This window comes from Micromonospora sp. NPDC051543, from assembly GCF_044454415.1.
Taxonomy (GTDB): Bacteria; Actinomycetota; Actinomycetes; order Mycobacteriales; family Micromonosporaceae; genus Micromonospora.
Map to the genome: position 1 here is coordinate 266328 of NZ_JBITDT010000006.1, position 25911 is coordinate 292238.

Sequence of the window (25911 nt, forward strand, 5' to 3'; positions counted from 1 at the left end):
CGTGACCGAGCCGTTGCTCGTCGACCGGACCGACGCCGTCGTCACCCTCACGCTGAACCGGCCGCAGGCGATGAACGCGTTCGACGTCGCGCTGAAGGAGGCGCTGCGGGACACGCTGGCGGAGCTGGAGACCGACCGGTCCTGCCGGGCGGTCGTGCTGGCCGGCGCGGGTGGGTCCTTCAGCGCCGGGCAGGACCTGCGCGAGCACACCTCGACGCTCGAGAACGGCTCGACCGACCCGCTCGGCACCGTCCGGGTGCACTACAACCCGATCGCCGCCCGGCTGGCCAACCTGCCCAAGCCGGTGGTGGCCGCCGTGCGCGGGATGGCCGCCGGGGCGGGCGCGTCGCTGGCCTTCCTGGCCGACATCCGCATCGGCGGGCCGAGCACCAGCTTCCTGATGGCCTTCGCCAAGGTCGGTCTGGCGGCCGACACCGGCGCCTCCTGGACCCTGCCCCGGCTGGTCGGCCACGCCAAGGCCGTCGAGCTGCTGATGCTGGCCGAACCGGTCCGCGCCGAGGAGGCCTGCCGGCTCGGGCTGCTCACCCGGCTGATGGACGACGACGAGCAGGTGCTGCCGGCCGCGCAGGAACTGGCCGCCCGACTCGCCGCCGGCCCCACCGTCGCGTACGGGGCGATCAAGCGGCAGCTCTCGATCGCCGACGCCGGCACCCTCGCCGACGCGCTCTCGGCCGAGGCCCAGGCCCAGGCCATCTGCGGCGCCACCGCCGACCACAAGGCGGCCACCCTCGCCTTCGTCGCCAAGCAGAAACCGGTCTTCGAGGGACACTGAACGCGATTCGCACCCCGCCCTTACCGTCCTCGTATGCGGGCCGCCTAGCGTCGGTTTCCATGAGCGATCGTGAAGCGGTGGCGCACCTGCTGCGTCGGGCCACCTTCGGGCCGACCGCCGACGAGGTGGACGCGGCCGAACGGGCCGGGCCGGCGGCGACCCTGGACAACCTGCTCGCCCCGGGGCGAGCCGACCGGGGCGCGGCGGCCACGCCACCGCCGGCCCTGCCCGCCGACCCATACGCCGCGCTGACCAAGGAGTCCACCCGCGAGCAGCGGCAGAAGGCCAACGCCCAGCGCAAGGAGCAACTTGCGCAGGTGACCCTGTGGTGGCTGGACCGGATGGTCGCCGCCGAGGACGGGCTCACCGAGAAACTGCTCTTCTTCTGGCACGGGCACTGGGCGACGAGCGCCCAGAAGGTCAAGTCGGCGCGGATGATGCAGGGCCAGTTGGAGACGCTGCGCCGGCACGGGCGCGGGCCGTTGGCCCCCCTGGTCGCCGCGATGGTGCGCGACCCGGCGCTGATCATCTGGCTGGACGGGCAGAAGAACACCCGTAAGGCGCCGAACGAGAACCTGGCGCGCGAGCTGATGGAGCTGTTCACCCTCGGCATCGGCGGTTACACCGAGGCCGACGTGAAGGCCGGCGCGCGGGCGTTGACCGGCTGGACGGTCGACCGCCGTACCGGGGTGGCCCGCTTCGAGACCAAACGACACGACCCCGGCGACAAGACGATCCTCGGGCAGACCGGCCGGTTCGACGCCGAGGCGTACGCCGGACTGCTGGCCGCCCAGCCGGCGGCGGCGACGTTCGTGGCCCGGCGGCTCTGGTTCCGCTTCGCCGGCGCCGACGTTCAAACGCCGGACGGCCTGGCCGGCGCGGACACCGTCGCCACCCTGCGGGCGCTGTTCTCGTCACCGGCCTTCGCCCAGACCCGCGGCACGCTGGTGAAGCAGCCCGTGGAGTGGATGGTCGGCGCGCTGCGACAGCTCGGCATCCGCCCCAAGGAGCTGCCGGAGCAGCAACGCAAGCAACTGCTGAGCGGGTTGAACGCGCTGGACCAGGTGCCGCTGCGACCGCCCAGCGTGGGTGGCTGGCCGGCCGGCCCCGCCTGGCTGACCACCTCGTCGTTGCAGGCCCGGCTCCGGCTGGCCGGAATGCTCGCCACCGCAGCCAGTCCCGCGATGCTGGACCGGCTGACCGCCGCGCCCAGCGCCGGACGGGCGGACGCCCTGGCCCGGCTGCTGGTCGTCGACGGGTGGAGCGCCCGTACCCGGGCCGCCCTCACCCCGCTGGCCGGCGAACCTCGAAAACTACTGGCTGCCGGCCTGGTCAGCCCCGAGTACACCGTCAGCTGAGCGGAAGGAGTCGAGAAGATGGACACCCTGACCCGACGCAGGTTCCTGCTCACCAGCGGGGTGGTCGGCGCGGGCGCGTTGGCCGCCGGCGCGGGCGCGTACAGCCTGCGGGACCTGCTGGACACCGCCGGAGACCGCGACCCGCAGTCACAGACGCTGGTGCTGGTGACCCTCTACGGCGGCAACGACGGCCTGAACACCGTCATCCCGTACAGCGACCCGGCCTACCGGGCGGCCCGCCCCGAGCTGGCGTACCCCGACAGCGAGGTGCGTCGCCTCGACGACGACTTCGCCCTCAACCCGGCGCTGGAGGGCCTGCACAAGCGCTGGTCCACCGGTGGACTCGCGATCGTGCGCGGAATCGGCTACCCGAAGCCGGACCGCAGCCACTTCCGGTCGATGGACATCTGGCACACCGCGCAACCGGACCGGCCCGGCACCACCGGCTGGCTGGGCCGCTGGCTCGACCGGGCGGGCGGCGACCCCCGACTGGCGGTCTCCTTCGAGCCGGCGCTGCCGCCGCTGCTCGCCGGTGAGCGCAGCGCGGGCGCAGCCGTCCCGGTGACCGACCGCAAGGCCACCAAGGGACTGTCGGCGGACACGCTGAAGGCCCTCTCCGCCGCCGAGGCGGGCGAGTCGCCGGCCCGCGCCCGGGCCGCCGCCTGCTTCGCCGACATGCGCTCGGTGGACGAGATGATCCGCGAGGTCCGCGACTCCGCCGACCCGGACACGACCGACCCGGACGGCGACCAGGCCCCGGCCACCGCCACCGGAGGGGCCGGTACGCCCCTGGACGCGCAGCTCGACCTGGTCGCGCAGTGTGTGGAGGCCGGGGTGTCCACCCGGGCCTTCTCGGTCTCGCTCGGCGGCTTCGACACGCACGCCGACGAGAAGCAGTTGCAGGCCGTGCTGCTGGGTCAGCTCGACCGGGCGTTGACCAGGTTCGCCGACCGGATGAGCCGCACCGAGGCGGGCCGCAAGGTGGTGGTGGCCGTCTACTCCGAGTTCGGCCGCCGGGTCCGGGCCAACGCCTCCGACGGCACCGACCACGGCACCGCGTCCGACATGCTGCTGCTCGGCGCGGGAGTACGCGGCGGCTGGCACGGGGACGCGCCCAGCCTCACCGACCTCGACGACGGGGACCTGAAGTACACGACCGACTTCCGGGACGTCTACGCCACGCTGCTGGAACGGGTGCTGGACACCGACCCGGGCCCGGTGCTCGCCGACTGGCGCGGACGCCTCGACAAGCTCTTCCCGGCCTAGTCGTCCTCTTCCGGGTCCTGGTTGGCCTCCGCGCCGAGCACGAACGCCTGCATGGCCAGCTCGTCGCCGGACGGCGCGACGAAGGCGGGCAGCTCACGCGGCCCCAGCTCCTGCACGTACGACCAGAACAGGCGTACCGCCTCGGCGGGCGTGCCGGCCTCGATCGGCAGGTCCAGGCTGACCAGCCAGGTACGCCGCGCCGGGGGCGGTCCGAGCTGGTCGGCCAGCGCCCGGAAGGTCGCCGGATCCAGTGCGGTGACCGGCCCGTCGAGGGTCAGCAGGTCGGCCGGCACCGGCTCGTCGAAGGCCCGCCGGGTGTACGCCACCACGAGCGTCTCCGGCTCGACCGGGGACTGCGGGTCGTCCGGGTCCTCACGGTGCCGTTGGGTCGGCGCGGCGACCCGGCCCAGGGCCACCAGGCGCGGCGGCGCGTCGGCCAGCACCGCCACCCGGTCGCCGGGGCCCGGCCGCCCCGCGTCGGTCAGGCCGGTCAGCTTCAGCGAGTCGTGGTGCACGAGCCGCTCGGCCTCGTAACGCTCGGCGGGCAGCAGCACGGCCCAGGTGCCCGGCCCGTCGGCGTGGCCGGGCCCGTCGGCCCGGTACGCGGTCTCGGTCGTCATGCCTGCCATCCCATCACGCCGGCAGTCAGCGGGTGACGTGACAGCCGACGATGTGATCGTCGACCATCCCGGTGGCCTGCATGAGGGCGTACGCCGTGGTGGGGCCGACGAACCGGAAGCCGCGCTTCTTGAGTGCCTTGGCCATCGCCGTCGACTCGGCGGTGATCGGCGCCAACTCGGCGAACGAGGCGGGACGGGCCGGCCGGCGCTCCGGTGCGAACGACCAGAGCAGCGCGGACAGCCCGTCGGGCAGTTCGAGGGCGGCGCGGGCGTTGGCGATAGCCGCCTCGATCTTGGCCCGGTTGCGGACGATGCCGGCGTCGGCGAGCAGCCGGGTCACGTCCGTGTCGTCGTACCCGGCGACGGTGGGGATGTGGAACTCGTCGAAGGCCAGCCGGAACGCCGGCCGCTTGCGCAGGATGGTCAGCCACGACAGGCCGGACTGGAAGGCCTCCAGGGTCATCCGCTCGTAGAGCGCGTCGTCGCCGCGCAGCGGCCGACCCCACTCGGTGTCGTGGTAGACGGCATAGTCGGGGGTGCTCGCCCCCCAGGCGCAGCGGGCCAGCCCGTCGGCGCCAATCACCAGGTCACTCACGTCGCACACGCTAGGCCATCGCACCGACAGCCCATGCTCAACCGGTCGACGACGCCGTCAGGGCAGGCGGCCCTGCTCGACCAGCCGCGCGAACCTCTTGAGCGCCTGGGTGAGGCCCAGTTTGGAACCGGGCCAGAGCACCGGCCACGCGAGCCGGCCGGCCGCGCCGCCGGGCAGGTGGAACCACTCGTGCCAGACGACCTGGGTACGGGCCTGCCCGAGTTCGGTGCAGCGCAGGACACCCGGGCCGCGCAGCACCTGGCCGTGGTGCACCACGCCGATCTCGTACGGCTCGTCCACCCGGACCACCAGCATCTCGTCGCGCAGCGTCGCCCGGCCGAGCGCGGTCACCGCCTCGATCCGGCTGCCCTCGCGCCCGTCGCCCTCGACGACCCGGACCCGGGTGAACGGGATCCAGTCGGACTGCCGTTCCCAGGCGAGCAGCGCGGCGAAGACGCGGGGTGCCGGCGCGTTGACGATGACCGTGGCGGTCACCTCACCGGCGCCCGGTTGGGCCGCCTCCCGGAGAGCGTCGGCGCTCTCCGGGCCGGTCACGCCGACTCCGACCGGACCACCGCGCCCTGCTGTCCGGCGCCCCGGGAGGCCCCGGTCGAGGCGTCGTCGGCGGGCGTACGGATGCTCGCCTCGTCGGCGGGCGGGGCGACGCCGTCGGCATCCGCAACCGAAGAGGTGGCCGGAGCGACGCCGTCGGCATCCACAGCCGAAGAGGTGGCCGGAGCGACACCGTCGGCATCCACAGCCGAAGACGTGGTCGGGGCAATGCCGTCGGCGTCCTTAGCCGGGTCGGTCGCCGGTGCCACGCCGTCCGCGTCGGCCGGCGAGGAGGTGGCCACGGGCTCGGCTGCCGTGGCGTCGGGCGCCGCACCGGCGGACTGCTCCCGCGCCCGGCGCAGCGCGTCCGCGTCGTCGGTCCGGCCCTCGCGCAGCGCGATGACCTCCGCCTCCAACACGCCGATCAGTTCGGACTTGTAGCCGATGTCGTAGGCGGCACGGCGCATCGCCTGGTCGACCTGGGCCATCCGGTAGCCACGCAGACCGGTGTCGAAGCGGACCGCGCCGACGTCGGATTCGCGCAGCGGCCGGGTGCCCGGCAGCGGTACGGCCTGCGAATCCGGTTCCGTCGGAGCGAGACCGGGATCGCGCCCGCCGACCAGCACCGTCACGCCGAAAACCACCGCCGCGACGGTCAACGCCACGACCAGGAGGAGCAGAAGCTGACCCATGCACTGATCGTGGCACGACAGCCCGCCGGTAGCGACCCCACCACCCCGATCAGCCATCGACGCCCACGCCCGCCCGGCGGGCACCGCCGCGGACCGGCTAGCGTCGGGAACGGCCGGAGCAGCGGCGACGGCGCGCAGGAGTCGGGAGGCGGCATGGCCGGGGCACTTCGGCTTGGTTCGCGGACGTTCGCGCCGGGTGAGCTGGTGGTGATGGCCATCGTCAACCGCACGCCGGACTCGTTCTTCGACCGGGGCGCCACCTTCGCCGCGGACAGCGCGCTCCGGGCGGTCGAACGGGCGGTCGACGAGGGCGCCGAGATCATCGACATCGGCGGGGTCAAGGCCGGTCCGGGCACCGAGGTGGACGTGACCGAGGAGATCCGACGCACGGTGGACACCATCGCCGCCGTACGGTCCGCGTTCCCGGAGGTGGTGATCTCCATCGACACCTGGCGCGCCGAGGTGGCGACGGAGGCCGTGGCGGCCGGCGCGGATCTGCTCAACGACACCTGGTCGGGCGTCGACCCGGCGCTCGCCCGGGTCGCGGCGAGCACGGGCGCCGGGCTGGTCTGCTCGCACGCCGGCGGCCTGACCCCCCGCACCAGGCCGCACCGCGCCGCCTTCGACGACGTGGTCACCGACGTGGTCACGACGGTGACCGGGCTCGCCGAGCGCGCGGTGGCGGAGGGGGTACGCCCCGACGGGATCCTCATCGACCCGGCGCACGACTTCGGCAAGAACACCCGCCACTCGTTGGAGATCACCCGCCGGCTGGGTGAGCTGACCGTGACCGGCTGGCCGGTGCTCGTGGCGCTCTCCAACAAGGACTTCATCGGCGAGACGCTCGACCTTCCGGTGGGCGAGCGCCTGGAGGGCACGCTCGCCGCGACGGCGGTCTCCGCCTGGCTGGGCGCCCGCGTGTTCCGGGCCCACCAGGTCGGGCCGACCCGCCGAGTGCTGGACATGGTGGCCTCGATCCGCGGCGACCGCCCACCCAGAGCCACCAGAAGAGCCCTGGCCTAACCCCACCCACCCGCCCCACCCGCCCCACCCGCCCCACCCGCCCCGCCCGACCCGCCCGACCCGCCCGACCCCGTTGATCATGAAGTTATTGCCCTGCCCTGCGGCGTGTCGGGACAATAACTTCATGATCAACGCGACTGGGCGGACCCGGGGTGGGGTGGAGGGGTTAGGTCCAGCGGAGGATGTTTCTGCGCCAGGCGTAGAGGATGCCGAGGGCGAGCACCGCCACGAAGAGCGCCATCTCCACCACCGTGACCAGGCCGAAGCCGGGTCGGTCGAAGACCACCGCCCATGGGAAGAGGAACACCGCCTCGACCGCGAACAGCACGTAGAGGTACGCGTAGACGTAGTAGCGGATCTGCATCTGCGCCCAGTCCCCGCCGACCGGGTCGAGCCCACACTCGTAGCTGGCCCGCTTGCCGAGCGGGTCGGCCGGGCGGGCGGGACGTAACACCCGGTTGGCCGAGAACGCCGTCACAAAGAACAGGACGCTCACGAGCAGCAAGAGCCCGAGCGTCGCGTACGAGCCCAGGTAACCGGTCACGCCCGGAGCCTACCGCCCGCCCCGGAGGGACCGTCCCCAACACGTTACGGATTTGTTTCCAGGTGGGACTAGTGCACCGGGGCAACTATTAAGAGTATTGGACTCCCACCCCCGCAACCGGAGGACAGATGGCCCGCGTGAAGGTTTCGCCCGATCGCTGGGCCGCAGGGCGGCATCCCACCCCCCTCCTGGCAACGTCGCTCGCGCTCGGGCTGCTCGCGGCGCTCGCCGTCGCACCGGCCCTCGCCAGCGCGGCGGCGCCGCGCGCCCACCCGGTCACCGCCGTGACGGAGTCGGCGCCCGATCCCGACCCGGATCCGGAGACCACTGGGCCGCAGGATCCCATTCCGACCGAGGATCCGGGCGGCGATCCCGCGCCGACCGATCCGGCCCCGCCGACCACCGCACCGCCGCCGGAGACCACACCGCCGGCGCCGCCGCCGACGACCGCTCCCCCGCCGCCGGTCACCAGCGCTCCCGCCCCGGGCGGCGCCACCCGTCCGCCGACGGCCGGGCCACCCGCACCCCCGGTCCCACCGGTCAACCCGCCCGCGCCGGGCGGCACACAGGCCCCGCCGCCGAGCCCTCTCGGCGTGCAGGTGACCACCGAGGACGTCTCCCTCTCGGAGTCGTACTGGAACGCGCCCGCCACGACCACCACGCTACGCGTCACCGTGGCCAACACCGGCACGGCCACGCAGCGCGTCCGGCTGTCGTACACCCTGCCGGCCGGGCTGAGTGACGCCGGCACGAACGGGTGCGTCGACGAGGGTGGCGGCGCGTACCGCTGCGGGGCGTGGACGACCGAGGCGGGCACCCGGTTCAGCAGCCTGATCCGGCTGCGGGTCGCCGGCGACGCCTGGGAGCGGATGCCACTCAGCGGCTCGGTGCGGGTCGTCGCGGACGTGCCGGGGACGCCCGGCGAGGTGGCCGACGACCAGGGCTTCGCGGTGCTGTTCCCGCCCGGTCCGCCGGTGCCCGGGATCGCACTGGCCGCCGACGAGGTCGCGTTCGACATCAGTGGCGCGCAGAGCACCCTCGCGGTGCGGCTGGGCAACACCGGCACGGTGGACGCCGCCGGGCTGGTGGAGGTGGTCCTGCCGGCCGGGGTGAGCGCGCCCGCCCCACCGCCGGGCTGCGTGGCTCTCGACGCGTCCCGTACCCGCTGCGACGCGGGTCTGCTGTCCGCCGGCGAGACCCGTGAGCTGCGGCTACCGGTGGAGGCGACGCCACAGGCCCAGCGGGAGGCGCCGCTTTCCGGGGCCGTGGTCGGTCAACTCGACCCGCGCAACGGCGCGACCCGGCGGTTGCAGATGAGTTTCCGGATCACCGCGGCGGCGGCGCTGGCCACGCCGGTCGTCTCGCCGCCCGCGCCGACCGGCTCCCAGGGCGTACTGCCGGCGGGCGCCAACACCGACGACAGCATGACCTCGGTCCAGCGCACCGCGGTCATCCTGGTCGCGGTCTCCGCGCTGCTGGTGGTGCTGGCCCTCGCGCTGGCCACCACCTCGCTGCGGCGCCGGTTCGGCGGACCGGTGAGCGAGCCCCCGGCCCCGCCCACCGACTGATCGATCGACGACCCTGGCCGCCGCCGGCCGGGGTCGTCCCGGGTCGGCGGACGGTGATCTGGATTACGGCGGGCGGGGCGAAACCCCGCATTACATAGCAATTCTCACGTTGATCTGGTCTCAGTCGGCGGACCTCCGGGGAAGCCCGAGGGTCCGTTCGACGTAGGCTCTGGGTGGGGAACGACAGCGCTTGCGAGCCCGCAGTCGCGAACGAAGGTGGCACAGTGACCAAGCAGATCCGTCAACTCGACCGGGTGGTCATCCGGTTCGCCGGCGACTCCGGCGACGGCATGCAGTTGACCGGCGACCGGTTCACCTCGGAGACGGCGCAGCTCGGCAACGACATCTCCACGCTGCCGAACTTCCCCGCCGAGATCCGGGCCCCCGCCGGCACGCTGCCGGGCGTCTCGAGCTTCCAGGTGCACTTCGCCGACTACGACATCCTCACCCCGGGCGACGCGCCCAACGTGCTGGTGGCGATGAACCCGGCGGCCCTCAAGGCCAACCTGGCCGACCTGCCGCGCGGCGCGGACATCATCGTCAACACCGACGAGTTCACCAAGCGAAACCTGGCCAAGGTCGGCTACCAGAGCAGCCCGCTCGACGACGACTCGCTGGCCGGCTACGTCGTCCACCCGGTGGCGCTGACGTCGATGACGGTCGGCGCGCTGGCCGAACACAAGGTGTCCAAGAAGGACGCCGAGCGGTCGAAGAACATGTTCGCCCTCGGTCTGCTCTCGTGGATGTACTCCCGGCCGTCCGAGTCGACGCTGCGCTTCCTGGAGCGCAAGTTCGCGAAGCGACCGGAGCTGGTCGCCGCGAACGTCGCCGCGTTCAAGGCGGGTTGGAACTTCGGCGAGACGACCGAGGACTTCTCCGTCCGCTACGAGGTCAAGCCGGCCAAGATGCTTCCCGGCACCTACCGCAACATCACCGGCAACGCGGCGTTGTCGCTGGGGCTGGTCGCCGCCGGGGTCCGCTCGGGCCTGCCGGTCTTCCTCGGCGCGTACCCGATCACGCCGGCGTCGGACATCCTGCACGAGCTGAGCAAGCACAAGCGCTTCGGCGTGCTGACCATGCAGGCCGAGGACGAGATCGCCGCGGTCGGCGCTGCGCTGGGCGCCTCCTACGGCGGGGCGCTCGGTGTGACCACCACGAGCGGCCCGGGTGTGGCGCTCAAGAGCGAGACGATCTCCCTCGCGGTGGCACTGGAGCTGCCGTTGGTGATCGTGGACGTGCAGCGGGCCGGCCCGTCGACCGGCATGCCGACCAAGACCGAGCAGGCCGACCTGAACATGGCGCTGTACGGCCGGCACGGCGAGGCGCCCGTCGCGGTGATCGCGCCGAAGTCGCCGTCGGACTGCTTCTTCGCGGCGTTGGAGGCGGCCCGGATCGCGCTGACGTACCGCACGCCGGTGATCCTGCTGTCGGACAACTACGTGGCGAACGGCTCCGAGCCGTGGCTGCTGCCCGACGTCGAGTCGTTGCCCGACCTGCGCGTCGACTTCGCCACCGCGCCCAACGGCGAGGACGGCACCACCTTCCTGCCGTACCTGCGCGATCCGGAGACCCTGGCCCGTCCGTGGGCCATCCCCGGCACGCCGGGCCTGGAGCACCGGATCGGCGGGCTGGAGAAGGCCGACAAGACCGGCGACATCTCGTACGACCCGGCGAACCACGACTTCATGGTCCGCACCCGGGCCGCCCGCATCGAGACGATTCCAGTGCCGGACATCGAGGTGGAAGACCCGGACGGCGACGCCCGCGTGCTGGTGCTCGGCTGGGGTTCGACGTACGGACCGATCGGCGCGGCCTGCCGTGGCGTCCGCCAGCGCGGCCTGTCCATCGCCCAGGCGCACCTGCGGCACCTGGCCCCGATGCCGGCGAACCTCGGTGAGGTGCTGCGCTCCTACGACAAGGTGGTCATCCCGGAGATGAACCTGGGCCAGCTCGCCCACGTCATCCGGGGCCGGTACCTGGTCGACGCGATCAGCTACAACCAGGTCCGCGGCCTGCCGTTCACGGCCGCCGAGCTGGAGACGACGCTGGAAGAGGTCCTGAAGAATGTCTGAGCCCGTCGCCCTCAAGCTCACCGCCAAGGACTTCAAGTCCGACCAGGAGGTGCGTTGGTGCCCCGGCTGCGGTGACTACGCCATCCTGGCGGCGATCCAGCAGTTCATGCCGGAGCTGAACATCCCCCGCGAGCGGACCGTGTTCGTCTCCGGGATCGGCTGTTCGTCACGCTTCCCGTACTACATGAACACGTACGGGATGCACTCGATCCACGGCCGCGCGCCGGCGATCGCGACCGGCCTGTCGGTGTCCCGTCCCGACCTGTCGGTCTGGGTGGTCACCGGCGACGGCGACGCGCTGTCGATCGGCGGCAACCACCTGATCCACGCGCTGCGGCGCAACGTCAACCTCAAGATCCTGCTGTTCAACAACCGGATCTACGGGTTGACCAAGGGGCAGTACTCGCCCACGTCCGAGGTCGGCAAGATCACCAAGTCGACGCCGGCCGGCTCGGCGGACGCGCCGTTCAACCCGCTCTCGCTCGCTCTGGGTGCGGAGGCCAGCTTCGTCGGCCGCACGATCGACTCCGACCGCAAGCACCTCCAGTCGGTCCTGCGGGCCGCCGCCGAGCACCAGGGCTCGGCGTTCGTGGAGATCTACCAGAACTGCAACATCTTCAACGACGGGGCGTTCGAGCAGCTCAAGGACCCGTCCACCCGGGACGACTACCTGATCCGCCTGGAGCACGGCCAGCCGATCACCTTCGGGGCGGACGGTCGGTTCTGCGTGGTGCACCCGCCGGGCGCGTTCGGGCTGGAGGTCCGGGAGACCAACTCCGTACGCCCCGAGGAGATCGTCGTACACGACGCGACGGTGACCGACCCGGCGTACGCGTTCGCGCTGTCCCGGCTGCCCGGCCTGGACCTGCGCAACACGCCGATCGGCGTGTTCCGCTCGGTGGACCGGCCGTCCTACGACAGCGTGGTGCAGGAGCAGTTGGCGACGGCGAAGGCGACGGTCACCGAGACGCCCGAGCAGCAGCTCGCGGGCCTGCTGGGCAGTGGCGACACCTGGACGATCCTCTGACCTGTCGGACCTGAAACGAGAGCGGCCGCCCCGATCGGGGCGGCCGCTCTCGTCCGTGCCGGGTGCCGTCTCAGCGCTGGGCCGAGGCCGGCGTCCACAGGTTGTCGATTTCCTTCTCGGCCGACGCGAGGCTGGCCTCGTGCAGCGGAATCAGCTCGGCCATCGCCGGCACGGTGGGCGCCAGGGTCAGTTCCGTGGTGATGAAGCGCGGCTCCAGGCCGGTCATCGACAGGCCGTGCGGCAGCCACTGCTCCGCATGGTCCCAGCCGTGCCGCGGGGTGCCCTCGCCGTAGCCGCCGCCCCGGGTGGCCACCACCACGAACTCGCGACCGCTGAGCAGGCCCTCCTGGGTCGTCGGGTCATAGGTGAGGCCGGCGACGATCAGGTGGTCGACCCAGGACTTGACGCTGCTGGGGGCTCCGAAGTTGTAGAGCGGCAAACCGAGCAGGACCACGTCGGCCCGCTTCACCTCGTCGACGAGGCGCTCGCTGAGCTCCCAGGAGGCGCGCTGGGCGGGGGTGTGCTGGTCCGGCGGCGTCATGCGCGCCAGCCCGCCGTCGGAGTCCAGGTGCGGCAGCGGCTCGGCGCCCAGGTCACGGTAGGTCACCGTGCCATCGGGGTGCGCCGCACGCCAGGCCTCGGCGGCCCGGGCGGTGAGCTGCCGGCTGACCGACCAGTCACCCCGAATGCTCGAATCGATATGCAGCAGGTTCATGATTCCTCCTCCAAGGATCGTCTGTGTTGCACCAACTATTTATAGCAGGCAGATGTTCCACCGCGCCGGTAGACTGGGTCACATGTCCGCCCTGCCGCTGGAGCCCACGGAGCACCGCTCGGGCGCCCTGCTGGACCACCTGGCGCGGCGGATGCGATTGCGAGCGGAGTCGGTGCTCGCGCCACTGGGCCTGCGCCCCCGGCACCTGGTCGCGCTCACGGTGCTGCGCGCGGGCGGCGGCATCAGTCAGCAGGCGCTCGCGAGCACCCTGGAGATGGACAGCACCAACATCGTGGGGCTGCTCAACGACCTCGAGGCGAAGGATCTCGTCGAGCGGCGACGCTCACCCCAGGACCGTCGGCGGCACGTCGTCGAACTCACCGAAGGCGGGGCAAAACGCCTCAAAGAGGCCGAATGCGCCCTAGCGGGCGCCGAGGACGAGGTGCTGGGAGCGCTGCAGCCGGCCGAGCGGGAGACGCTCTACGATCTGCTGCGGCGGGCCGCCACCACGACACCGATTCTGTGCACGGAAGCCATCAATGAGGTGGACGCGGACGCCTGCTGAGCGCAGCGGGCGTCAGACCGTGGCCGCGGACTGCGGGCGGTCGTCGCGGACGTGCACGAGCATGTCGCCGGTCTCGATCACCGCGCCGGCCTTGTCGGCCAGGGTGACCACCTTGCCCCGGCGCACCAGGGCGATCACCAGGGAGTCCAGCTCGCGCGGTGAACGGCCCACCTCGTCCCGTTCCGCAGAGCGCATCGCCAACGCCATCCCCTGCCCCGGGGTGAGCAGATCCTCCACGACGTCGATCAGCGGCGGCGCCGAGGTCGAGAGACCGAGCAGGCGGCCGGCGGTCGCCGAGGAGACGATCACGTGGTGCGCGCCGCTCTGCTTGAGCAGCGGGGCGTTCTCCGCCTCGCGGGCGGCCGCGATGATCCGGACCTGACCGGCGGTGAGTTGCCGAACGGTCAACGCCACCAGCACCGACGCGTCGTCGCTGTCGGTCGCGATGATCACTGCCTTCGCGTGCCGGACGTGCGCCTCGTTCAACACCGAGGAACGGGTCGCCGAGCCCTCGATCGCCACCAGCCCCGCCGAGGTGGCCTGCCGCAGTGCGGCGGTGCTGCGCTCCACCACCACGATCCTCGACCGGTCCAGGCCGTTCTCCATCAGGGCGTTGACCGCGCTGCGACCCTTGGTGCCGTAGCCACAGATGATGACGTGGTCCTTCACGGTTCTCCTCCACCGCGACAGGCGACGGCCGGTCCGGTACTGCTCGGTCAGGACTTCCAGGGTGGTGCCGACCAGGATGATCAGGAAGAGCACCCGGGCCGGGGTGACGAACAGGACGTTCACCAGCCGGGCCGACGGCGCGGCGGGGGTGATGTCCCCGTAGCCGGTGGTGGAGAGCGAGACCACCGCGTAGTAGAAACAATCGAGCAGGGTGAGGCCGTCCTCGTTGACGTCGCGGTAGCCGTCCCGGTCCAGGTAGACCGCTGCCACCACGGCGAAGACCAGGCCGAGGGCGGCCGCGAGCCGCAGGCTCAGCGCGCTCAGCGGGCCCCGGCGCTGCGCGGGAAAATGGATCACCGTCGAACCTGCCCCGCCGCCGTCGCCTGCACGTCCACAACATAGCGGGTACGGGGCGCTCCGCACGCCCGGGCTACGACGATGGTCGACGCGGCAGGCACGGGTCGGCCCCGACCGTCGGCAACCGGCATGATGATGGGAGGGGTCCCCGACGTCGACCGCGAGAGTGAGGTCCGCATGTCGTTGCTGCGACGAGTGATCGGCGGGGTGCTGCGCCGGCTACGCCAGGGCCAGGGCCGCACCCTGCGCGAGGTGGCCGAGGCGGCCGGGGTCTCCGTGCCCTACCTCTCGGAGGTCGAGCGCGGGCGCAAGGAGGCCTCGTCGGAGGTCCTGGCGGCGATCTGCCGAGCCCTCGGCATCCAACTCTCCGACCTGCTCGAGGCGGCCCGCGACGACCTGCGCCGCGTCGAGCGTCGCATCCCCGCCGCGCCCCGGGCCGCTCTGGCCCGGCTCGAACAGGTGCCCGCGCCACGTAACGAGACCCGCCCCGCATTCCGAATCGGCTTCCAGCCCGGTGGGGCGACGCCCCCCGTGGCGGCCGCTCCGGCCTCCGCACGGCAGCCGGCCGGGCCGGTGCTGCGGCTGGGCGGGCCGATCCTGCACGTCGGCGGTCCAGCCTCGCCCGTCGGGTCGACTGTCGGAGGGGCGGGGCTGCGAGTTCGACTGATCGCCTCCGCACCGGCCGGGCGCCCCGGTCCTCGTACCTCCAAGTTGCTGGCCTGCCGCCGGGCCCGGACGGGCCGGCGGCGGTTGACCCGGATGTAGGCCGGCTGGGGTTCTGCCCTGGGCCGATCTGCCGGCGGCAGAATCCCTGGGCCGCGACCGCCGCCGCGCGCACGCTGGAGGAGCCGGTTCCCCAGGCGGTTCCGCCGCCCGCCGGCAGCGCGGAAGGCGGCGACACATGATCGGGTACGACGTGCGAATGCTGGACAGCGGTCAGCCGACCTTCGGTGACCAGGTGTTCGAGCGGCTGCTACGGGAGCGGATCATCTTCCTCGGCACCGAGGTGACCGACGAGTCGGCCAACCAGATCTGCGCGCAGATCCTGCTGCTCGCCGCCGAGGACGCCGACCGCGACATCTACCTCTACATCAACTCGCCGGGCGGCTCGGTGACGGCGGGTATGGCGGTGTACGACACGATGCGCTACGTCCGCAACGACGTCGCCACGCTGGCGCTCGGCCTCGCCGGCTCGATGGGACAGTTTCTGCTCTGCGCCGGAGCGGCCGGCAAGCGGTACGCGCTGCCGCACTCCCGGGTCATGATGCACCAGCCGTCCGGCGGGATGGGCGGCACCGCCTCGGACATCACCATCCAGGCGGAGAACATGCTGCACGTCAAGCGCACCATGCAGGAGTTGATCGCCCAGCACAGTGGACGCACCCTCGACGAGATCCAGCGCGACTGGGACCGGGACCGTTGGTTCACCGCCGAGCAGGCCCGGGAGTACGGCCTCGTCGACCGGGTGCTCACCCGCGCCGAACAACTGCCGGCGGATTGACCCACCGTGTTGGCCGGGCCCCCCAGAGTGGACCTTCTTGGTTAGGGTCACGTCTATGCGTCGACTGATCCCTGTCCTCTCGATTGCCCTCGCCGCCGCCCTCGTGGCCGGCTGCGGCACCACTTCCGGTGACGCCGGAGGGTCCAAACCGTCCTCGGCTCCCACCACGCCCAAGCTCGAACCGGCCGCCGCCGTCCGGCAGGCCATGGAGCGCAGCCTCGCCGGCACGGTCACCATGGACGCCTCGGTCAAGGCCGGCGGCCAGTCGATCAGCCTCAAGGGCAAGGTCGACCCCGCGGCCAAGACGGTCCACGTCACCGGCTCCGCCCCGGAGCCGATCGAGGCCCGGCTGATCGGCGACGTCGCCTACATCAAGTCGGACTCGCTCGACGGCGAGAAGCCCTGGATGAAGATCGATCTCAACAAGCTCCGGCCGACCAGCTCGCTGCGCCAGTCGTTCGACCTGAAGGCACAGACCGGCCTCATCGGCGGCGTCGTGGCCGCCCAGGAGGTCAGCCCCGGCCACTACAGCGGCACCTCCGACCTCAACAAGGCCGCCCAGACCGCCAGCACCGACGGCGGCATGCGCGAGGGCCTCGAATCGACCGCCAAGCTGGCGAAGGAGCCAACGGCGATCCCCTTCGAGGCAACCGTCGACGCCGACGGGCGGCTCACCGCCCTGTCCTACACGATCGCCACGAAGAGCCTCGGTGACCTCGTCACCGACATGAAGATGAGCGGCTTCGGCGAGAAGGTCACCGTGGCCGCCCCGCCGGCCGCCGACACCGAGGCCGCCTCCGCCGAGATGTACAAGTTCCTCTGACCCCCGCGCATGACGAGGTGCCCTCCGGGACGGCCCGGAGGGCACCTCGACACGTCGCGGCACTGTTCGCTCCGCACGGCGACGACCACGGGGAGGGCTCATGTTCGCCGCATACGTGACAGTCACCATCATCGCCTCGGTGTTCACCGCCATCGCCGCAGTCACCTACCTGATCGGCCACGACTATCCCAAGGCCCAGGCAGACATGAAGGGGATTCCACACTCCTGGCTGCCCGTGCTGGGCACGTTGCTGGCCGCCGGTTCGGTGGGGCTGCTGGCCGGGTTCGCCGTACCGCTGCTGGGGACACTCGCGGCCGCGGGACTGGTGCTGTACTTCGTCGGGGCGCTGATCGCGCACCTGCGCGTGCGGTCACGCAAGCTCGTCGGCTGGGCCGTCTTCTTCGTCACGGTGCTGGCCGCGCTGGTCGTGAACGTGGCCTACCACTGGTAGGTGTCGTCGATGGCATGCCGTGTCGGTGAGCTCGTCGCCGGAGCAGGGACGGGACCAATCCTGGTCATCGGGGTTCACTTCGACTGGGAAGTGACCGACGTAGCGGTCACCGTGCCGTCTGCTCCCGCGTTGCCCTGCACGGTCACGGGCTGGCCGGCTCTGATGTCGGAGAGCTTGCCCTTACTGGCGACGGCGACCGAGGTCTTGCCGTCGGTCCTGACGGTGACCACGTCGCCGTCCGCCGTCTCGACGTAGATGGTGGTCCCGTTGACCAGCTTCACCGTTCCGGCGGTGCCTGACGGGCCCCGGGAAGCTGCGGAGGTGGGTGCCGCGCCGCCGTCGGGGCGGCTGTTGCCCGAGCCGAAGCCGCCCTGGCCTGCGCGCTGCCCGCCGGCCGACCGATTCCCGCCGCCGGCCTCAGCCGACACACCGCCATAGCTCTTCTGCACCTGCAGACCAGCCGCGAACCCGCCGACCAGCAGCACGGCAAGGGCCAGGATCACGGTGGCCCGGTTCCACCAGCGGCGCGGGGCCGCCTTTGCCAATTCGCTGGAGAGGCCGTCGCCTCCTTGCGCGTCGCCCGGGACCCTCTGGAGCACGGCGGTGTCGTCGTTCATGATCGTCCTTACTCGTAGCGCAGGGCGTCGATGGGACGCAGCCGGGCAGCGCGGGCGGCGGGCAGGCCACCGAAGAACAGTCCGATGGCGATGGAAACGCCCAGCGCGAGCGCGACCGAGCTGGGCACGATCACCGGCTTGACACCGACGATCTCGAAACTGCTGCCGACGAGCGCGGCCGCGACGCCGAGAGCGCCGCCGATGACGCTGAGCAGAGTCGCCTCGATCAGGAACTGCGTCAGGATCGTCCGGCGGGGAGCGCCGAGCGCCTTGCGGATGCCGATCTCGCGGGTCCGTTCGGTCACCGTCACCAACATGATGTTGGTGATGCCGATGCCGCCGACCAGCAAGCTGATCGCGGCTACTGCGCCGAGCAGGGTGGTGAACGTGTCAGCGGTCTCCGTCTGGGTCTCCAGCAGCTGCGACGCGTTCTGGATGCGGTACGAGGTGGCCGCACCCAGCCGCTGGTTCAGGATCGCCGATACCTGCGACTGGACAGAGTCCACCTTTGCCGGCGAGACGGCTTCGACCAGGATCGAGTTGATCGGGCCGTAGCCGGTGAGCACCTGACGGACGGCGGTTATCGGCGCCACGGCTGTGTCGTTGGCGTCCTGCAAGCCCGTCGAGCTCTTCTCCTTGAGCACCCCGATCACGGTGAACAGCGCCCCGCCGACGGTGACCTGTTGATCGATAGGGTTGGTGACGCCGAACAGTTCCTCAGCCGCGGTCGAGCCCAGCACCACCACGCGCCGGCCCTGAACCTCGTCGTCGGCGGTGAACGCCGAGCCCCGGCCCACCAGCGTGTTCGACGCGGTGAACCAGGTCGGCGTGGTGCCGATGAACGACCCGACCTCGTGGTCGGCACCGTCGAAGGTGAGCGTCGCCGAGCTGCTGACGACCGGCGACACCGACCTCACGTCGGGCGCCTGCACCGGATCGACGAGCGCGTCCGAGGTCTGCAGGGTCAGGGCGGTGTTCGTCGAGCCGCCTCGACCGGCGCTCATCACCGTGATGGTGTTGGTGCCGAGCGCCTCGATCCGGTCGCTGATCGCCTTGGCCGAGCCGTTGCCGACCGCGACCAACAGGATCACCGCGGCCACACCGATCAGGATGCCGAGCATGGTCAGCGACGACCGCAGCTTGTTCGCGGACAAGCCGCGCAGCGCGAACCGGACAACTTCGTAGAAGGTCATCGCAGGAAGGCCCCGACCGGCGGCTCGTGTAGCGCCGACTGCCGCACATCGCTGACGATTCGGCCGTCGACCAGACGGATCAGCCGTTTCGCCCGGTCGCCGACCTCCGACTCGTGGGTGATCAGCACGATCGTCCGGCCGTCCGTGCTGAGCTGGTCGAGGACACCGAGCACGTCGTCGGTGGAGCGACTGTCGAGGTTGCCGGTCGGTTCGTCGGCAAGGAGCAGGGCCGGCTCGGTGACCAGTGCCCGGGCCACTGCGACCCGCTGCTGCTGGCCGCCGGAGAGTTGGTTGGGCTCGTGGCCCGCCCGGTCGGCGAGCCCCACCAGGTCGAGGGCGGCGAGGGCGCGGCGGCGCCGTTCCCTGGGTTTCACTCCGGCGTACGCCAAGGGAAGCTCGACGTTCGCGAGCGCCGTCGTGCGAGGAATGAGATTGAACGCCTGGAAGATGAAGCCGATGAGCCGGTTACGGGCCAGCGCGAGCTGACGGTCGGCGAGCCGACTGACGTCCACCCCGTCGAGCAGGTAGGTGCCGGAACTGGGCACGTCGAGTGCGCCGAGGATGTTCATCAAGGTCGACTTGCCCGATCCGGACGACCCCATGATCGCCACGTAGTCCCCGCGTTGCACGCTGAGTGACACCCCGGCCAGCGCGTGCACGGTGGCCTCGCCGTCGCCGTACACCTTGGTCAGATCCCGCACGTCGAGGACTGGCGGGGTCATCGCCGACCCCCGGTGCCGCCGGGGAAGCCTCCGCCGCCCGCCGGCCCGCCACCGAAACCGCCGCCGCCGGGGAAGCGACCGGTGCCGGCGCCGCCGGTGCCGGTGGTCGTCGAGGCCGCTCTCAGTGCCACCTGCTCGCCGACCTCAACCCCGGAAGTGATCTCGGTTGCCGCGTCGCCTTCCAGGCCGATCTCCACCGCTCTGGTCTCTTGCCGGCCGTCGGTCAGCACCGTGACCGTGTGCCGGTTGCCGGCCGTGGTCACCGCGGCCGAGCTGACCATGACGGCGTCCTGCACGCTGCCGGTGGTGACCGCGACCGAGACGGTCTGCCCGACCTTGGCGCCAGCCGGCACCTTGCCGAGGGTGAGTGTCACGCCGTAGGTGACCACATTGTTGGCGGTGGTGGCGGACGGGTCGACAGCGCTGACTGTGCCGGTCGCCGTGGTGCCGCTGAGCGCGTTCCAGGTGATCTTCGCCGCCTGCTTCTCCTTGATTCTGGTGGCGTCAGCCTCGGCGAACGCGGCGGACACCTGCAACTTCGTCAGATCGGCCAGGTCGATGAAGCCGGTGGACGTCGAACTGGTGGAGGCTGACGAGCCGCCGCCGGACGACGTACCCCTTCCCTGCGACGCGGTGCCGCCGGGTGAGCCGCCGGCCGACGAACTGCCCGATGACGAACTGCCCGACGACGAACTGCCCAGCGTGCCGTTTACCGCCACCACTGTTCCGGCCATCGGCGCCTTGAGCACGGTGCCGGCCACCGCCGCCTGCGCCTCGGTCACCGCGAGCTGTGCCTGCGCGACCTCGTTCTCCGCGGCAGAGGCGTCCGAACCGGCTTCCTGGGCCCGGTCCAGCGAGTCCTGGGCGGCGTCCAAGTCGGCCTCGGCGGCGTCCAGGCCACGTTGCGCGTCGGCCGGGTCCACCTTGGCGAGCACCTGGCCCTTCTTCACCGCCTGACCGACCTTCACGTTGATCGCGGTGACCGTGCCGCCGGTGACGAAACTGGCGCTCGCCGTGCTCGCACTCTCCACGGTGCCGTCCGCCGTCACGGTTTTCGTCACCGTGCCGACCTGCACCGGCACGGAGCGGACCGCGCCGTTCGCGGTCGGGGTGGTGTCCGGCCCTACGAGGCTCTGGTACGCCCAGAAACCCACACCAATGAGGGCGACGCCGAGGATGGCGTTGACCACCACCGAGGGATGTCGCAGGTTGAGACGCGCTGGCATGCGGCTACTCTGGCCGCCGGTGCTGGGAGCAGCTTCGAGGGAACCTCGGAGCTGGCTTGGAACCTCACGCCGCCTCGTCCACGGCTGGTAGCAGCACGCGGAACACGGCCCCGCCGTCGACCGGTGAATCGAGTTCCACCCACCCGCCGTGACTGTGCACGATCGTCGCCGCGATCGACAGGCCGAGCCCCGAGCCGCCTTCAGCGCGCGTACGGCTGACGTCGGCACGGTACAGCCGCTCGAAGACCCTGCTGGCGTGCTCGGCGGGTACCCCGGGGCCGTCATCGCTGACCTCCAGCACCGCGAGCGGACCGTGTCGCAGGTCCGGCGACCCGGACAACACGCTGCCCCGGGACGGCCTTCTGGCCGGTGTGCAGCCCACCCGCACGGTCACCCGGACGCCGACGGGGGTGTGCCGTAGCGCGTTGGCGACCAAGTTCGTGGCGACCTGCCGCAGACCGTGCTCGTCGCCCAGCACCGTGGCCGGCTCGAACGTGTCACTGTCGTCGTCGAGCCCGGCAAGCCGTACCGGGCGCTCCGGCGTTCGCGCATGAGCGTCCCGGATGGTGTCCGCCGCAACCTCCAGCAGGTCCACCCGTCGCAACGTGGGCGGCCGCTGCCGGTCGAGCCGAGCAAGCAGGAGAAGGTCCTCGACCAGCACGCCCATCCGGACCGCCTCCGACTCGATCCGGCTCATCGTCTCGTTCAGCGCCGGGCCGGGCGGAGCACCCCCACGGCGGTACAGCTCAGCGAATCCCTGGATGGAGGTCAGCGGCGTGCGCAGTTCGTGCGACGCATCCGCGACGAATTGCCGTAGCCGCTGCTCGGAGGCGGTGCGCGCACCCACTTCGGACTCGATCCGGGTGAGCATCGAGTTGAGCGCCAGGCCCAGCCGACCCGGCTCGGTGTGCGGATCGTCTGGAACGCGGCTCGAGAGGTTGCCGGCGGAGATGGCCGTGGCGAGTCGTTCCATCTCGGTCAACGGCCGCAGCCCGAGCCGCACGACGAACGCCGCACCCAGTCCGAGCAGCGCCAGTACCAGTACGGAGACGCCTCCCTCGATGAGCATCAGCTGCTCGGTGGTCTGGTGCACCTCGGCGAGTGACAGCCCGATCAGGGCAGCGCCGCCGGTCTGCGCGTCACGTACGCCGATCACCCTCCAGTCGGTGTCGCCGTCCGCGGCGGCCAGGGTGAACGGTCCGCCGTTGACCGCGTTCAACGCCGGGGCCAGCGGCCGTCCGGGGTCGGCCGTCGAGCTGCGCTGCGGGTCCAGCGTGCCGTCGGCCCGGTACACGTAGATGATTCGGTCTGGGCCGAGCCGGGCAACCCGGGTGCGCGGTGGTGCGGCGACCGAGGTCGGCCGCCAGTCAGCGGCGAACGGACGCGTCATGCCGCGTAACTGGTCGTCGATCCGCCCCAGCTGATATTCGCGGATGAGTACCAGTCCGGCGACGTCTGCGATGAGCAGACCCACTGCGGCGAGTGCGCCGACCACCAGAACCAGGCGTGACCGAAGCGTCCAATGCTTCCAGCGCTTGAACTTCACTCGTCGCCGCGCGGCAGCCGCAGGGCGTACCCGACTCCGCGGACCGTGTGGATCAGCGGAGGGCCGGAGCTGTCGATCTTGCGGCGTAGGTAGTAGACGTACGACTCGACGATGCGTCCGTCGCCGCCGAAGTCGTACTTCCAGACCCGGTCCAGAATCTGCGCTTTGCTCAGTACTCTGCCCGCATTGATCAGCAGGTATCTGAGCAGGTTGAATTCGGTCGGCGACAGCTCGATGTGCCGGCCGCCGCGGCGCACCTCATGGGCGTCCTCATCCAGTTCGAGATCGGCGTGCCGCAGCACCCGTCCGGTCACGTCGGCCTCGGGCTGGGTACGCCGCAGGATCGCGCGGATTCGCAGCACCACCTCTTCGAGGCTGAACGGTTTGGTCACGTAGTCGTCGGCGCCCGCGGCCAGCCCGGAGATCCGGTCCTCCACCGCGTCACGAGCCGTCAGGAACAGCACGGGCACTTCGCGTCCGGCGGCCCTGAGCCGGCGGGCGATCTCGATCCCGTCGAAATCCGGCAGCGTCACGTCGAGCACTACCAGGTCTGGATCGAACTGCTCGACGGCAGCCAACGCTTGTTGCCCAGTGCTCGCCACCCGCACGTCGAACTCGACCAGCCGCAGTGTCGCGCTGAGCAACGCGGCGATATTCGGCTCGTCGTCGACCACGAGCACGCGGGCGGTGGCTACGGAGGTACGGGTTTGAGACAGCACCGGAATGGTGTATCCAGGCGAGCTGTGAGCTCGCTATGAATTCGATAAGCGCCCGCTGTCACCACGAACGGGCGACCACGTCCCCTTCGGCCAGCCCCGAAGTCACCTCGGTGTATTGATCCCCCCGCAGCCCGATGACGACTTTCAGCGCTACGCCGTCCTTCCGCACCGTCGCGGTCGTTCCCGCCACATCGTGCACGGCGGTGCTCGGCACCCTCAGCACGTCGGCCTTCGCGCCGGTGGTCACCCGGACCGCCGCGCTCTGGCCCACCAGCAGTTGGGTTGGCGCCTCAGCGAAGGCGAGCAGCGCTCCGTAGCGGACCATCGTGCCGTCGCTCGTGCCGGTGGGATCGACCTGCACGACGGTGGCTGCGAACTGTTGGCCGGGTCGGTCCGCGAGGGTCACTACGGCATGCTGGCCGGTGGCGAGTCGATCCGCGTCAGCCTCCGGGAAATCGGCATCGATCTGCATGTCGTAAACGTCCGCCACGGTGATGAAGGCCGAGCCAGCGCTGACCTGGCTGCCTACCTTGCCCGCGACGGTCAAGATCCGCCCGGCTATCGGGGCGGTGATGGTGGTCCCGGAGAGCGCGTCCTCGGCTTGCCGCAGCACGGTGGTCGCTTGGGTGACCCGCTGCCGTGCGCTGAGAACGGCGTCGCCGTCCTGTCCTTGCTGCGGGCGGCCCGCCGCGCAGGAGCCACCGGATCGGGGAGCCGGAGTAGTCGTTTGGGGAACCCCGGTGGTGCTCCGAGGAACCGAGGTGGTTCGGCCAGGCGCGACGGTCGCGGTCGGGCTCGGACTGCTCGTGGGTGATCCGCTCCGCGTGGGGCTGGGTGAGGCGCTGGACGAGCGGGCAACACTGGACGCAGCGTCCGGCTCGGCGAAGGCGGCGACCACGTCCACCCCACAGTCCGTCGGGTCATCGGCGCGCGATTCGGCTTCGTCCAAGGCGTCCTGAGCGTCCTCGAGAGCTGCCCGTGCGTTCGTGACAGCCTTGTCCGCGTCCGTGTCGTCAACCGTCGCCAACTTCTGCCCCGCGGTCACCGTCGTGCCGGCACGCACCGCGACGCTGTCGACCGTGCCTGCCACGGTGAACGAGAGGCTGCGTGTCTGGGCCGGCTGAATCGCCCCGGTCGTCGCCACCTCGGTACTTACCTCACCTCGGTCAGCCGCCACGGTAGCCGGCCCGGTCGGCCCCGCGGCCGAGTCGGCGGTCAGCGCCCGCGCCACCCCAATGCCGAGCAGTGCCAGCACGACCACGGCCACTGCGGCCCCGATCAAGCGGCGGCGTCCGGTCAGTGCTTCACCCATGTTTCGAAACTGTCGCCGCTCGGCCTCGCGGGCGGCTCGGATCTGCCTCGGAGTTCGCTTGGAACGCGAAGCTCCGAGCCGATTCCGAGGTTAAGCCGAGCCGGCAGCGAGGTGCGGACGATTGGCTGGTGCGAGTACTTCGGCCGATGAGATGAGGCACCGTGCGTATAGTTTCCCGGTCGCATCGCCGCTTGGCGGCCCTGTTCCTGGCGTCCGCTGCGATCACGTTGACCGCAGCCTGCGGGGGCGGCTCGGCCGACGAGCCATCAGACAAGGAAAGCGGCGGGGCCAACGCCTTCGCCGCTTATACCGCCTGCATGGCGGACAACGGTGTGACCATCACGATGCCTTCCGGTGGCCCGCGTTCATGGCCCTCTGCCGGCGCCTCTCGAGGACCACGCCCGTCCCGAGCCGCGACCCCTCGACCGTCCGGCAGTGCGGGGCCGCGTGGAGGCGCCGCCTTCGGTGGCGGGGGATTCGGTAAGCCCGCAGGCGTCGACGACGCGACCTGGCAGAAGGCGCAGGAAGCATGCTCCTCAGTGCGTCCCAGCGCCGGCACGGGCAACGGCAACCGTCCCGGCGCGAGGGGGCGGAACGCCGCCTACGAGAACTGCCTCAAAGAGAACGGGGTCACGCTGACTGACGGCCAGCCGACCGGTACCGACGCGGTCACGCAGAAGGCACTGCAAACCTGCGCCGTCCTTCGTCCGAACGCGAGCGCCACCCCGCCCGCGTGATGACACCGCGCCGGTGCCGCCGCGCCCCCGTAGCGGCGGCACCGGCGCGGTTTGCCCCGTACCGCACTGCTCCCTCTGAGGCTCGCCGTACTTCTTGCCGAGGAACCTCGTTTGAGGCCACGGGAGGAGCGCGATCCTGTGCGCAAGATCAGGTGATCTATGTTCGCCTGGTGCCCCCGGCAGGATTCGAACCTGCGACACACGGTTTAGGAAACCGATGCTCTATCCCCTGAGCTACGGGGGCGCGAGGGGACAGTCTAGCGACCTGGGGTTCACCTGGGGTGGCAGGGAGTGGGCCACGGTCGCCCGCGTTTCCCGGGCCGCCGTCCTCCCAGCTTAGAGCCACAGCTCGAGCACACGAGCCCCGGTTTGCGACCGGCGGTCGGCCGCGGTGACCCGCGTTGGCACCGGTTCAACAGGGTTGGCATCCGCTGGAGAGCACACACCGCGCACGTCATCGACGATCATGACGTGTGCCCCTCGACCGGGACCCGTCGCCCGGGGTGCCGAACGGCGGTGACCGACGCGGGGTCAGCCCTCGGCCTCACCCCCGCCGAAGGCAAGGGCCGCCGAGTACGTGGGCGCACGCTTGGTTACGGGGTTGGTGCGTCCGGCCTGTGGAAACGCGCACCCCCCTGATGCCTACGG

27 protein-coding genes and 1 tRNA gene are annotated in these 25911 nt (G+C 71.3%); 13 read left to right on the top strand and 15 right to left on the bottom strand.

The window, feature by feature from the left end; genetic code table 11:
* The first annotated feature begins 1 nt into the window (after position 1).
* The 3 genes from ACIA3K_RS13515 to ACIA3K_RS13525 are packed head-to-tail and all read left to right on the top strand — an operon-like array spanning position 2 to position 3417.
* A complete protein-coding gene (locus ACIA3K_RS13515; protein ID WP_355049030.1) occupies positions 2-793 on the top strand; it encodes an enoyl-CoA hydratase-related protein in 792 nt (263 codons plus the stop codon).
* Positions 794-852: 59 nt separating this feature from the next.
* On the top strand, positions 853-2151 hold the full coding sequence (locus ACIA3K_RS13520; protein WP_396801109.1) for a DUF1800 family protein: 1299 nt from the start codon (positions 853-855) through the stop codon (positions 2149-2151).
* 18 nt (positions 2152-2169) lie between these two features.
* Positions 2170-3417 carry a DUF1501 domain-containing protein gene (locus ACIA3K_RS13525; RefSeq protein WP_396801110.1) on the top strand — a complete coding sequence of 416 codons (1248 nt, stop codon included), beginning with the start codon at positions 2170-2172 and terminating at the stop codon, positions 3415-3417.
* Here the strand turns inward: ACIA3K_RS13525 and ACIA3K_RS13530 are convergent.
* From ACIA3K_RS13530 to ACIA3K_RS13545, 4 genes are read right to left on the bottom strand one after another with little or no spacing between them, the layout of a single operon-like run.
* Positions 3414-4037 (bottom strand): hypothetical protein, encoded by a 624-nt coding sequence (locus tag ACIA3K_RS13530; protein WP_396801111.1) that lies wholly within the window; start codon positions 4035-4037, stop codon positions 3414-3416. The two genes, ACIA3K_RS13525 and ACIA3K_RS13530, sit on opposite strands and share 4 nt — an antisense overlap.
* Before the next feature lie 25 nt (positions 4038-4062).
* Complete coding sequence (locus ACIA3K_RS13535; protein ID WP_396801113.1) at positions 4063-4632, bottom strand: DNA-3-methyladenine glycosylase I; 570 nt, start codon at positions 4630-4632, stop codon at positions 4063-4065.
* Between the two features lie 57 nt (positions 4633-4689).
* Positions 4690-5187, bottom strand: a complete 498-nt coding sequence (locus ACIA3K_RS13540) for an SRPBCC family protein (RefSeq protein ID WP_396801115.1) — start codon at positions 5185-5187, stop codon at positions 4690-4692.
* Positions 5184-5876 (bottom strand): DivIVA domain-containing protein, encoded by a 693-nt coding sequence (locus ACIA3K_RS13545; RefSeq protein WP_396801116.1) that lies wholly within the window; start codon positions 5874-5876, stop codon positions 5184-5186. The genes ACIA3K_RS13540 and ACIA3K_RS13545 overlap by 4 nt, the downstream gene beginning before the upstream one ends.
* Positions 5877-6029: 153 nt before the next feature.
* Here ACIA3K_RS13545 and folP point away from each other — a divergent pair, with 153 nt between their 5' ends.
* Positions 6030-6899, top strand: coding sequence for a dihydropteroate synthase (folP, locus tag ACIA3K_RS13550; RefSeq protein ID WP_396801117.1), 870 nt, complete (start codon positions 6030-6032; stop codon positions 6897-6899).
* Between the two features lie 166 nt (positions 6900-7065).
* On the opposite strand, the gene ndhC is transcribed toward folP, so the two are convergent.
* The gene (gene ndhC / locus ACIA3K_RS13555) at positions 7066-7443 is read right to left on the bottom strand and encodes an NADH-quinone oxidoreductase subunit A (RefSeq protein WP_355049038.1); all 378 of its coding nucleotides are present in this window, start codon (positions 7441-7443) and stop codon (positions 7066-7068) included.
* A 128-nt stretch (positions 7444-7571) separates the two neighbouring features.
* On the opposite strand from ndhC, the gene ACIA3K_RS13560 reads away from it, so the two are divergent.
* The 3 genes from ACIA3K_RS13560 to ACIA3K_RS13570 all read left to right on the top strand — a co-directional run bounded on the left by ACIA3K_RS13560 (position 7572) and on the right by ACIA3K_RS13570 (position 12110).
* Positions 7572-9011: a hypothetical protein gene (locus ACIA3K_RS13560; protein ID WP_396801118.1), complete on the top strand. Its 1440-nt coding sequence runs from the start codon at positions 7572-7574 to the stop codon at positions 9009-9011.
* A gap of 224 nt (positions 9012-9235) precedes the next feature.
* Positions 9236-11083, top strand: a complete 1848-nt coding sequence (locus ACIA3K_RS13565) for a 2-oxoacid:acceptor oxidoreductase subunit alpha (RefSeq protein WP_396801119.1) — start codon at positions 9236-9238, stop codon at positions 11081-11083.
* Positions 11076-12110, top strand: a complete 1035-nt coding sequence (locus ACIA3K_RS13570) for a 2-oxoacid:ferredoxin oxidoreductase subunit beta (protein WP_396801121.1) — start codon at positions 11076-11078, stop codon at positions 12108-12110. The genes ACIA3K_RS13565 and ACIA3K_RS13570 overlap by 8 nt, the downstream gene beginning before the upstream one ends.
* A gap of 70 nt (positions 12111-12180) precedes the next feature.
* Here the strand turns inward: ACIA3K_RS13570 and ACIA3K_RS13575 are convergent, their stop codons facing one another.
* Positions 12181-12825 (bottom strand): FMN-dependent NADH-azoreductase, encoded by a 645-nt coding sequence (locus ACIA3K_RS13575; RefSeq protein ID WP_396801123.1) that lies wholly within the window; start codon positions 12823-12825, stop codon positions 12181-12183.
* An 82-nt stretch (positions 12826-12907) separates the two neighbouring features.
* On the opposite strand from ACIA3K_RS13575, the gene ACIA3K_RS13580 reads away from it, so the two are divergent.
* Complete coding sequence (locus ACIA3K_RS13580) at positions 12908-13390, top strand: MarR family winged helix-turn-helix transcriptional regulator (RefSeq protein WP_396801124.1); 483 nt, start codon at positions 12908-12910, stop codon at positions 13388-13390.
* A 12-nt stretch (positions 13391-13402) separates the two neighbouring features.
* On the opposite strand, the gene ACIA3K_RS13585 is transcribed toward ACIA3K_RS13580, so the two are convergent.
* The gene (locus ACIA3K_RS13585; protein WP_396801126.1) at positions 13403-14416 is read right to left on the bottom strand and encodes a potassium channel family protein; all 1014 of its coding nucleotides are present in this window, start codon (positions 14414-14416) and stop codon (positions 13403-13405) included.
* 177 nt (positions 14417-14593) lie between these two features.
* Here ACIA3K_RS13585 and ACIA3K_RS13590 point away from each other — a divergent pair, with 177 nt between their 5' ends.
* From ACIA3K_RS13590 to ACIA3K_RS13605, 4 genes are all read left to right on the top strand, one after another.
* Positions 14594-15181 (top strand): helix-turn-helix domain-containing protein, encoded by a 588-nt coding sequence (locus ACIA3K_RS13590; protein ID WP_396801128.1) that lies wholly within the window; start codon positions 14594-14596, stop codon positions 15179-15181.
* Between the two features lie 136 nt (positions 15182-15317).
* A complete protein-coding gene (locus ACIA3K_RS13595) occupies positions 15318-15917 on the top strand; it encodes a ClpP family protease (RefSeq protein ID WP_396801130.1) in 600 nt (199 codons plus the stop codon).
* Between the two features lie 55 nt (positions 15918-15972).
* The gene (locus ACIA3K_RS13600) at positions 15973-16740 is read left to right on the top strand and encodes a hypothetical protein (protein WP_396801132.1); all 768 of its coding nucleotides are present in this window, start codon (positions 15973-15975) and stop codon (positions 16738-16740) included.
* A 100-nt stretch (positions 16741-16840) separates the two neighbouring features.
* On the top strand, positions 16841-17191 hold the full coding sequence (locus ACIA3K_RS13605) for a DoxX family protein (RefSeq protein ID WP_396801134.1): 351 nt from the start codon (positions 16841-16843) through the stop codon (positions 17189-17191).
* 74 nt (positions 17192-17265) lie between these two features.
* On the opposite strand, the gene ACIA3K_RS13610 is transcribed toward ACIA3K_RS13605, so the two are convergent.
* From ACIA3K_RS13610 to ACIA3K_RS13640, 7 genes are all read right to left on the bottom strand, one after another.
* Positions 17266-17808, bottom strand: a complete 543-nt coding sequence (locus tag ACIA3K_RS13610; RefSeq protein ID WP_396801135.1) for a hypothetical protein — start codon at positions 17806-17808, stop codon at positions 17266-17268.
* Positions 17809-17816: 8 nt separating this feature from the next.
* Positions 17817-19001, bottom strand: a complete 1185-nt coding sequence (locus tag ACIA3K_RS13615) for an ABC transporter permease (protein ID WP_396801137.1) — start codon at positions 18999-19001, stop codon at positions 17817-17819.
* Positions 18998-19723, bottom strand: coding sequence for an ABC transporter ATP-binding protein (locus ACIA3K_RS13620; protein ID WP_396801139.1), 726 nt, complete (start codon positions 19721-19723; stop codon positions 18998-19000). Before ACIA3K_RS13620 ends, ACIA3K_RS13615 begins: the two co-directional genes overlap by 4 nt.
* Entirely contained in the window at positions 19720-20949 is a 1230-nt protein-coding gene (locus ACIA3K_RS13625; RefSeq protein WP_396801140.1) for an efflux RND transporter periplasmic adaptor subunit, read from the bottom strand. The genes ACIA3K_RS13620 and ACIA3K_RS13625 overlap by 4 nt, the downstream gene beginning before the upstream one ends.
* A 64-nt stretch (positions 20950-21013) precedes the next feature.
* A complete protein-coding gene (locus ACIA3K_RS13630; protein WP_396801141.1) occupies positions 21014-22444 on the bottom strand; it encodes a sensor histidine kinase in 1431 nt (476 codons plus the stop codon).
* 47 nt (positions 22445-22491) lie between these two features.
* Entirely contained in the window at positions 22492-23214 is a 723-nt protein-coding gene (locus tag ACIA3K_RS13635; RefSeq protein WP_396801143.1) for a response regulator transcription factor, read from the bottom strand.
* Positions 23215-23272: 58 nt separating this feature from the next.
* Entirely contained in the window at positions 23273-24526 is a 1254-nt protein-coding gene (locus tag ACIA3K_RS13640) for an efflux RND transporter periplasmic adaptor subunit (RefSeq protein ID WP_396801144.1), read from the bottom strand.
* A 191-nt stretch (positions 24527-24717) separates the two neighbouring features.
* Here ACIA3K_RS13640 and ACIA3K_RS13645 point away from each other — a divergent pair, with 191 nt between their 5' ends.
* On the top strand, positions 24718-25263 hold the full coding sequence (locus tag ACIA3K_RS13645) for a hypothetical protein (RefSeq protein ID WP_396801146.1): 546 nt from the start codon (positions 24718-24720) through the stop codon (positions 25261-25263).
* 168 nt (positions 25264-25431) lie between these two features.
* Here ACIA3K_RS13645 and ACIA3K_RS13650 read toward each other — a convergent pair.
* A tRNA-Arg gene (locus ACIA3K_RS13650) sits at positions 25432-25507 on the bottom strand.
* Between the last annotated feature and the right edge of the window lie 404 nt (positions 25508-25911).

Coding starts and splice junctions, on each gene's coding strand:
- ACIA3K_RS13570 (WP_396801121.1), top strand. CDS start 11,076: ATGTCTGAGCCCGTCGCCCTCAAGCTCACCGCCAAGGACTTCAAGTCC.
- ACIA3K_RS13615 (WP_396801137.1), bottom strand. CDS start 19,001: ATGACCTTCTACGAAGTTGTCCGGTTCGCGCTGCGCGGCTTGTCCGCG.
- ACIA3K_RS13580 (WP_396801124.1), top strand. CDS start 12,908: ATGTCCGCCCTGCCGCTGGAGCCCACGGAGCACCGCTCGGGCGCCCTG.
- ACIA3K_RS13525 (WP_396801110.1), top strand. CDS start 2,170: ATGGACACCCTGACCCGACGCAGGTTCCTGCTCACCAGCGGGGTGGTC.
- ACIA3K_RS13590 (WP_396801128.1), top strand. CDS start 14,594: ATGTCGTTGCTGCGACGAGTGATCGGCGGGGTGCTGCGCCGGCTACGC.
- ACIA3K_RS13520 (WP_396801109.1), top strand. CDS start 853: ATGAGCGATCGTGAAGCGGTGGCGCACCTGCTGCGTCGGGCCACCTTC.
- folP (WP_396801117.1), top strand. CDS start 6,030: ATGGCCGGGGCACTTCGGCTTGGTTCGCGGACGTTCGCGCCGGGTGAG.
- ACIA3K_RS13640 (WP_396801144.1), bottom strand. CDS start 24,526: ATGGGTGAAGCACTGACCGGACGCCGCCGCTTGATCGGGGCCGCAGTG.
- ACIA3K_RS13625 (WP_396801140.1), bottom strand. CDS start 20,949: ATGCCAGCGCGTCTCAACCTGCGACATCCCTCGGTGGTGGTCAACGCC.
- ACIA3K_RS13595 (WP_396801130.1), top strand. CDS start 15,318: ATGATCGGGTACGACGTGCGAATGCTGGACAGCGGTCAGCCGACCTTC.
- ACIA3K_RS13530 (WP_396801111.1), bottom strand. CDS start 4,037: ATGACGACCGAGACCGCGTACCGGGCCGACGGGCCCGGCCACGCCGAC.
- ACIA3K_RS13545 (WP_396801116.1), bottom strand. CDS start 5,876: ATGGGTCAGCTTCTGCTCCTCCTGGTCGTGGCGTTGACCGTCGCGGCG.
- ACIA3K_RS13560 (WP_396801118.1), top strand. CDS start 7,572: ATGGCCCGCGTGAAGGTTTCGCCCGATCGCTGGGCCGCAGGGCGGCAT.
- ACIA3K_RS13600 (WP_396801132.1), top strand. CDS start 15,973: ATGCGTCGACTGATCCCTGTCCTCTCGATTGCCCTCGCCGCCGCCCTC.
- ACIA3K_RS13605 (WP_396801134.1), top strand. CDS start 16,841: ATGTTCGCCGCATACGTGACAGTCACCATCATCGCCTCGGTGTTCACC.
- ACIA3K_RS13620 (WP_396801139.1), bottom strand. CDS start 19,723: ATGACCCCGCCAGTCCTCGACGTGCGGGATCTGACCAAGGTGTACGGC.
- ACIA3K_RS13610 (WP_396801135.1), bottom strand. CDS start 17,808: ATGAACGACGACACCGCCGTGCTCCAGAGGGTCCCGGGCGACGCGCAA.
- ACIA3K_RS13575 (WP_396801123.1), bottom strand. CDS start 12,825: ATGAACCTGCTGCATATCGATTCGAGCATTCGGGGTGACTGGTCGGTC.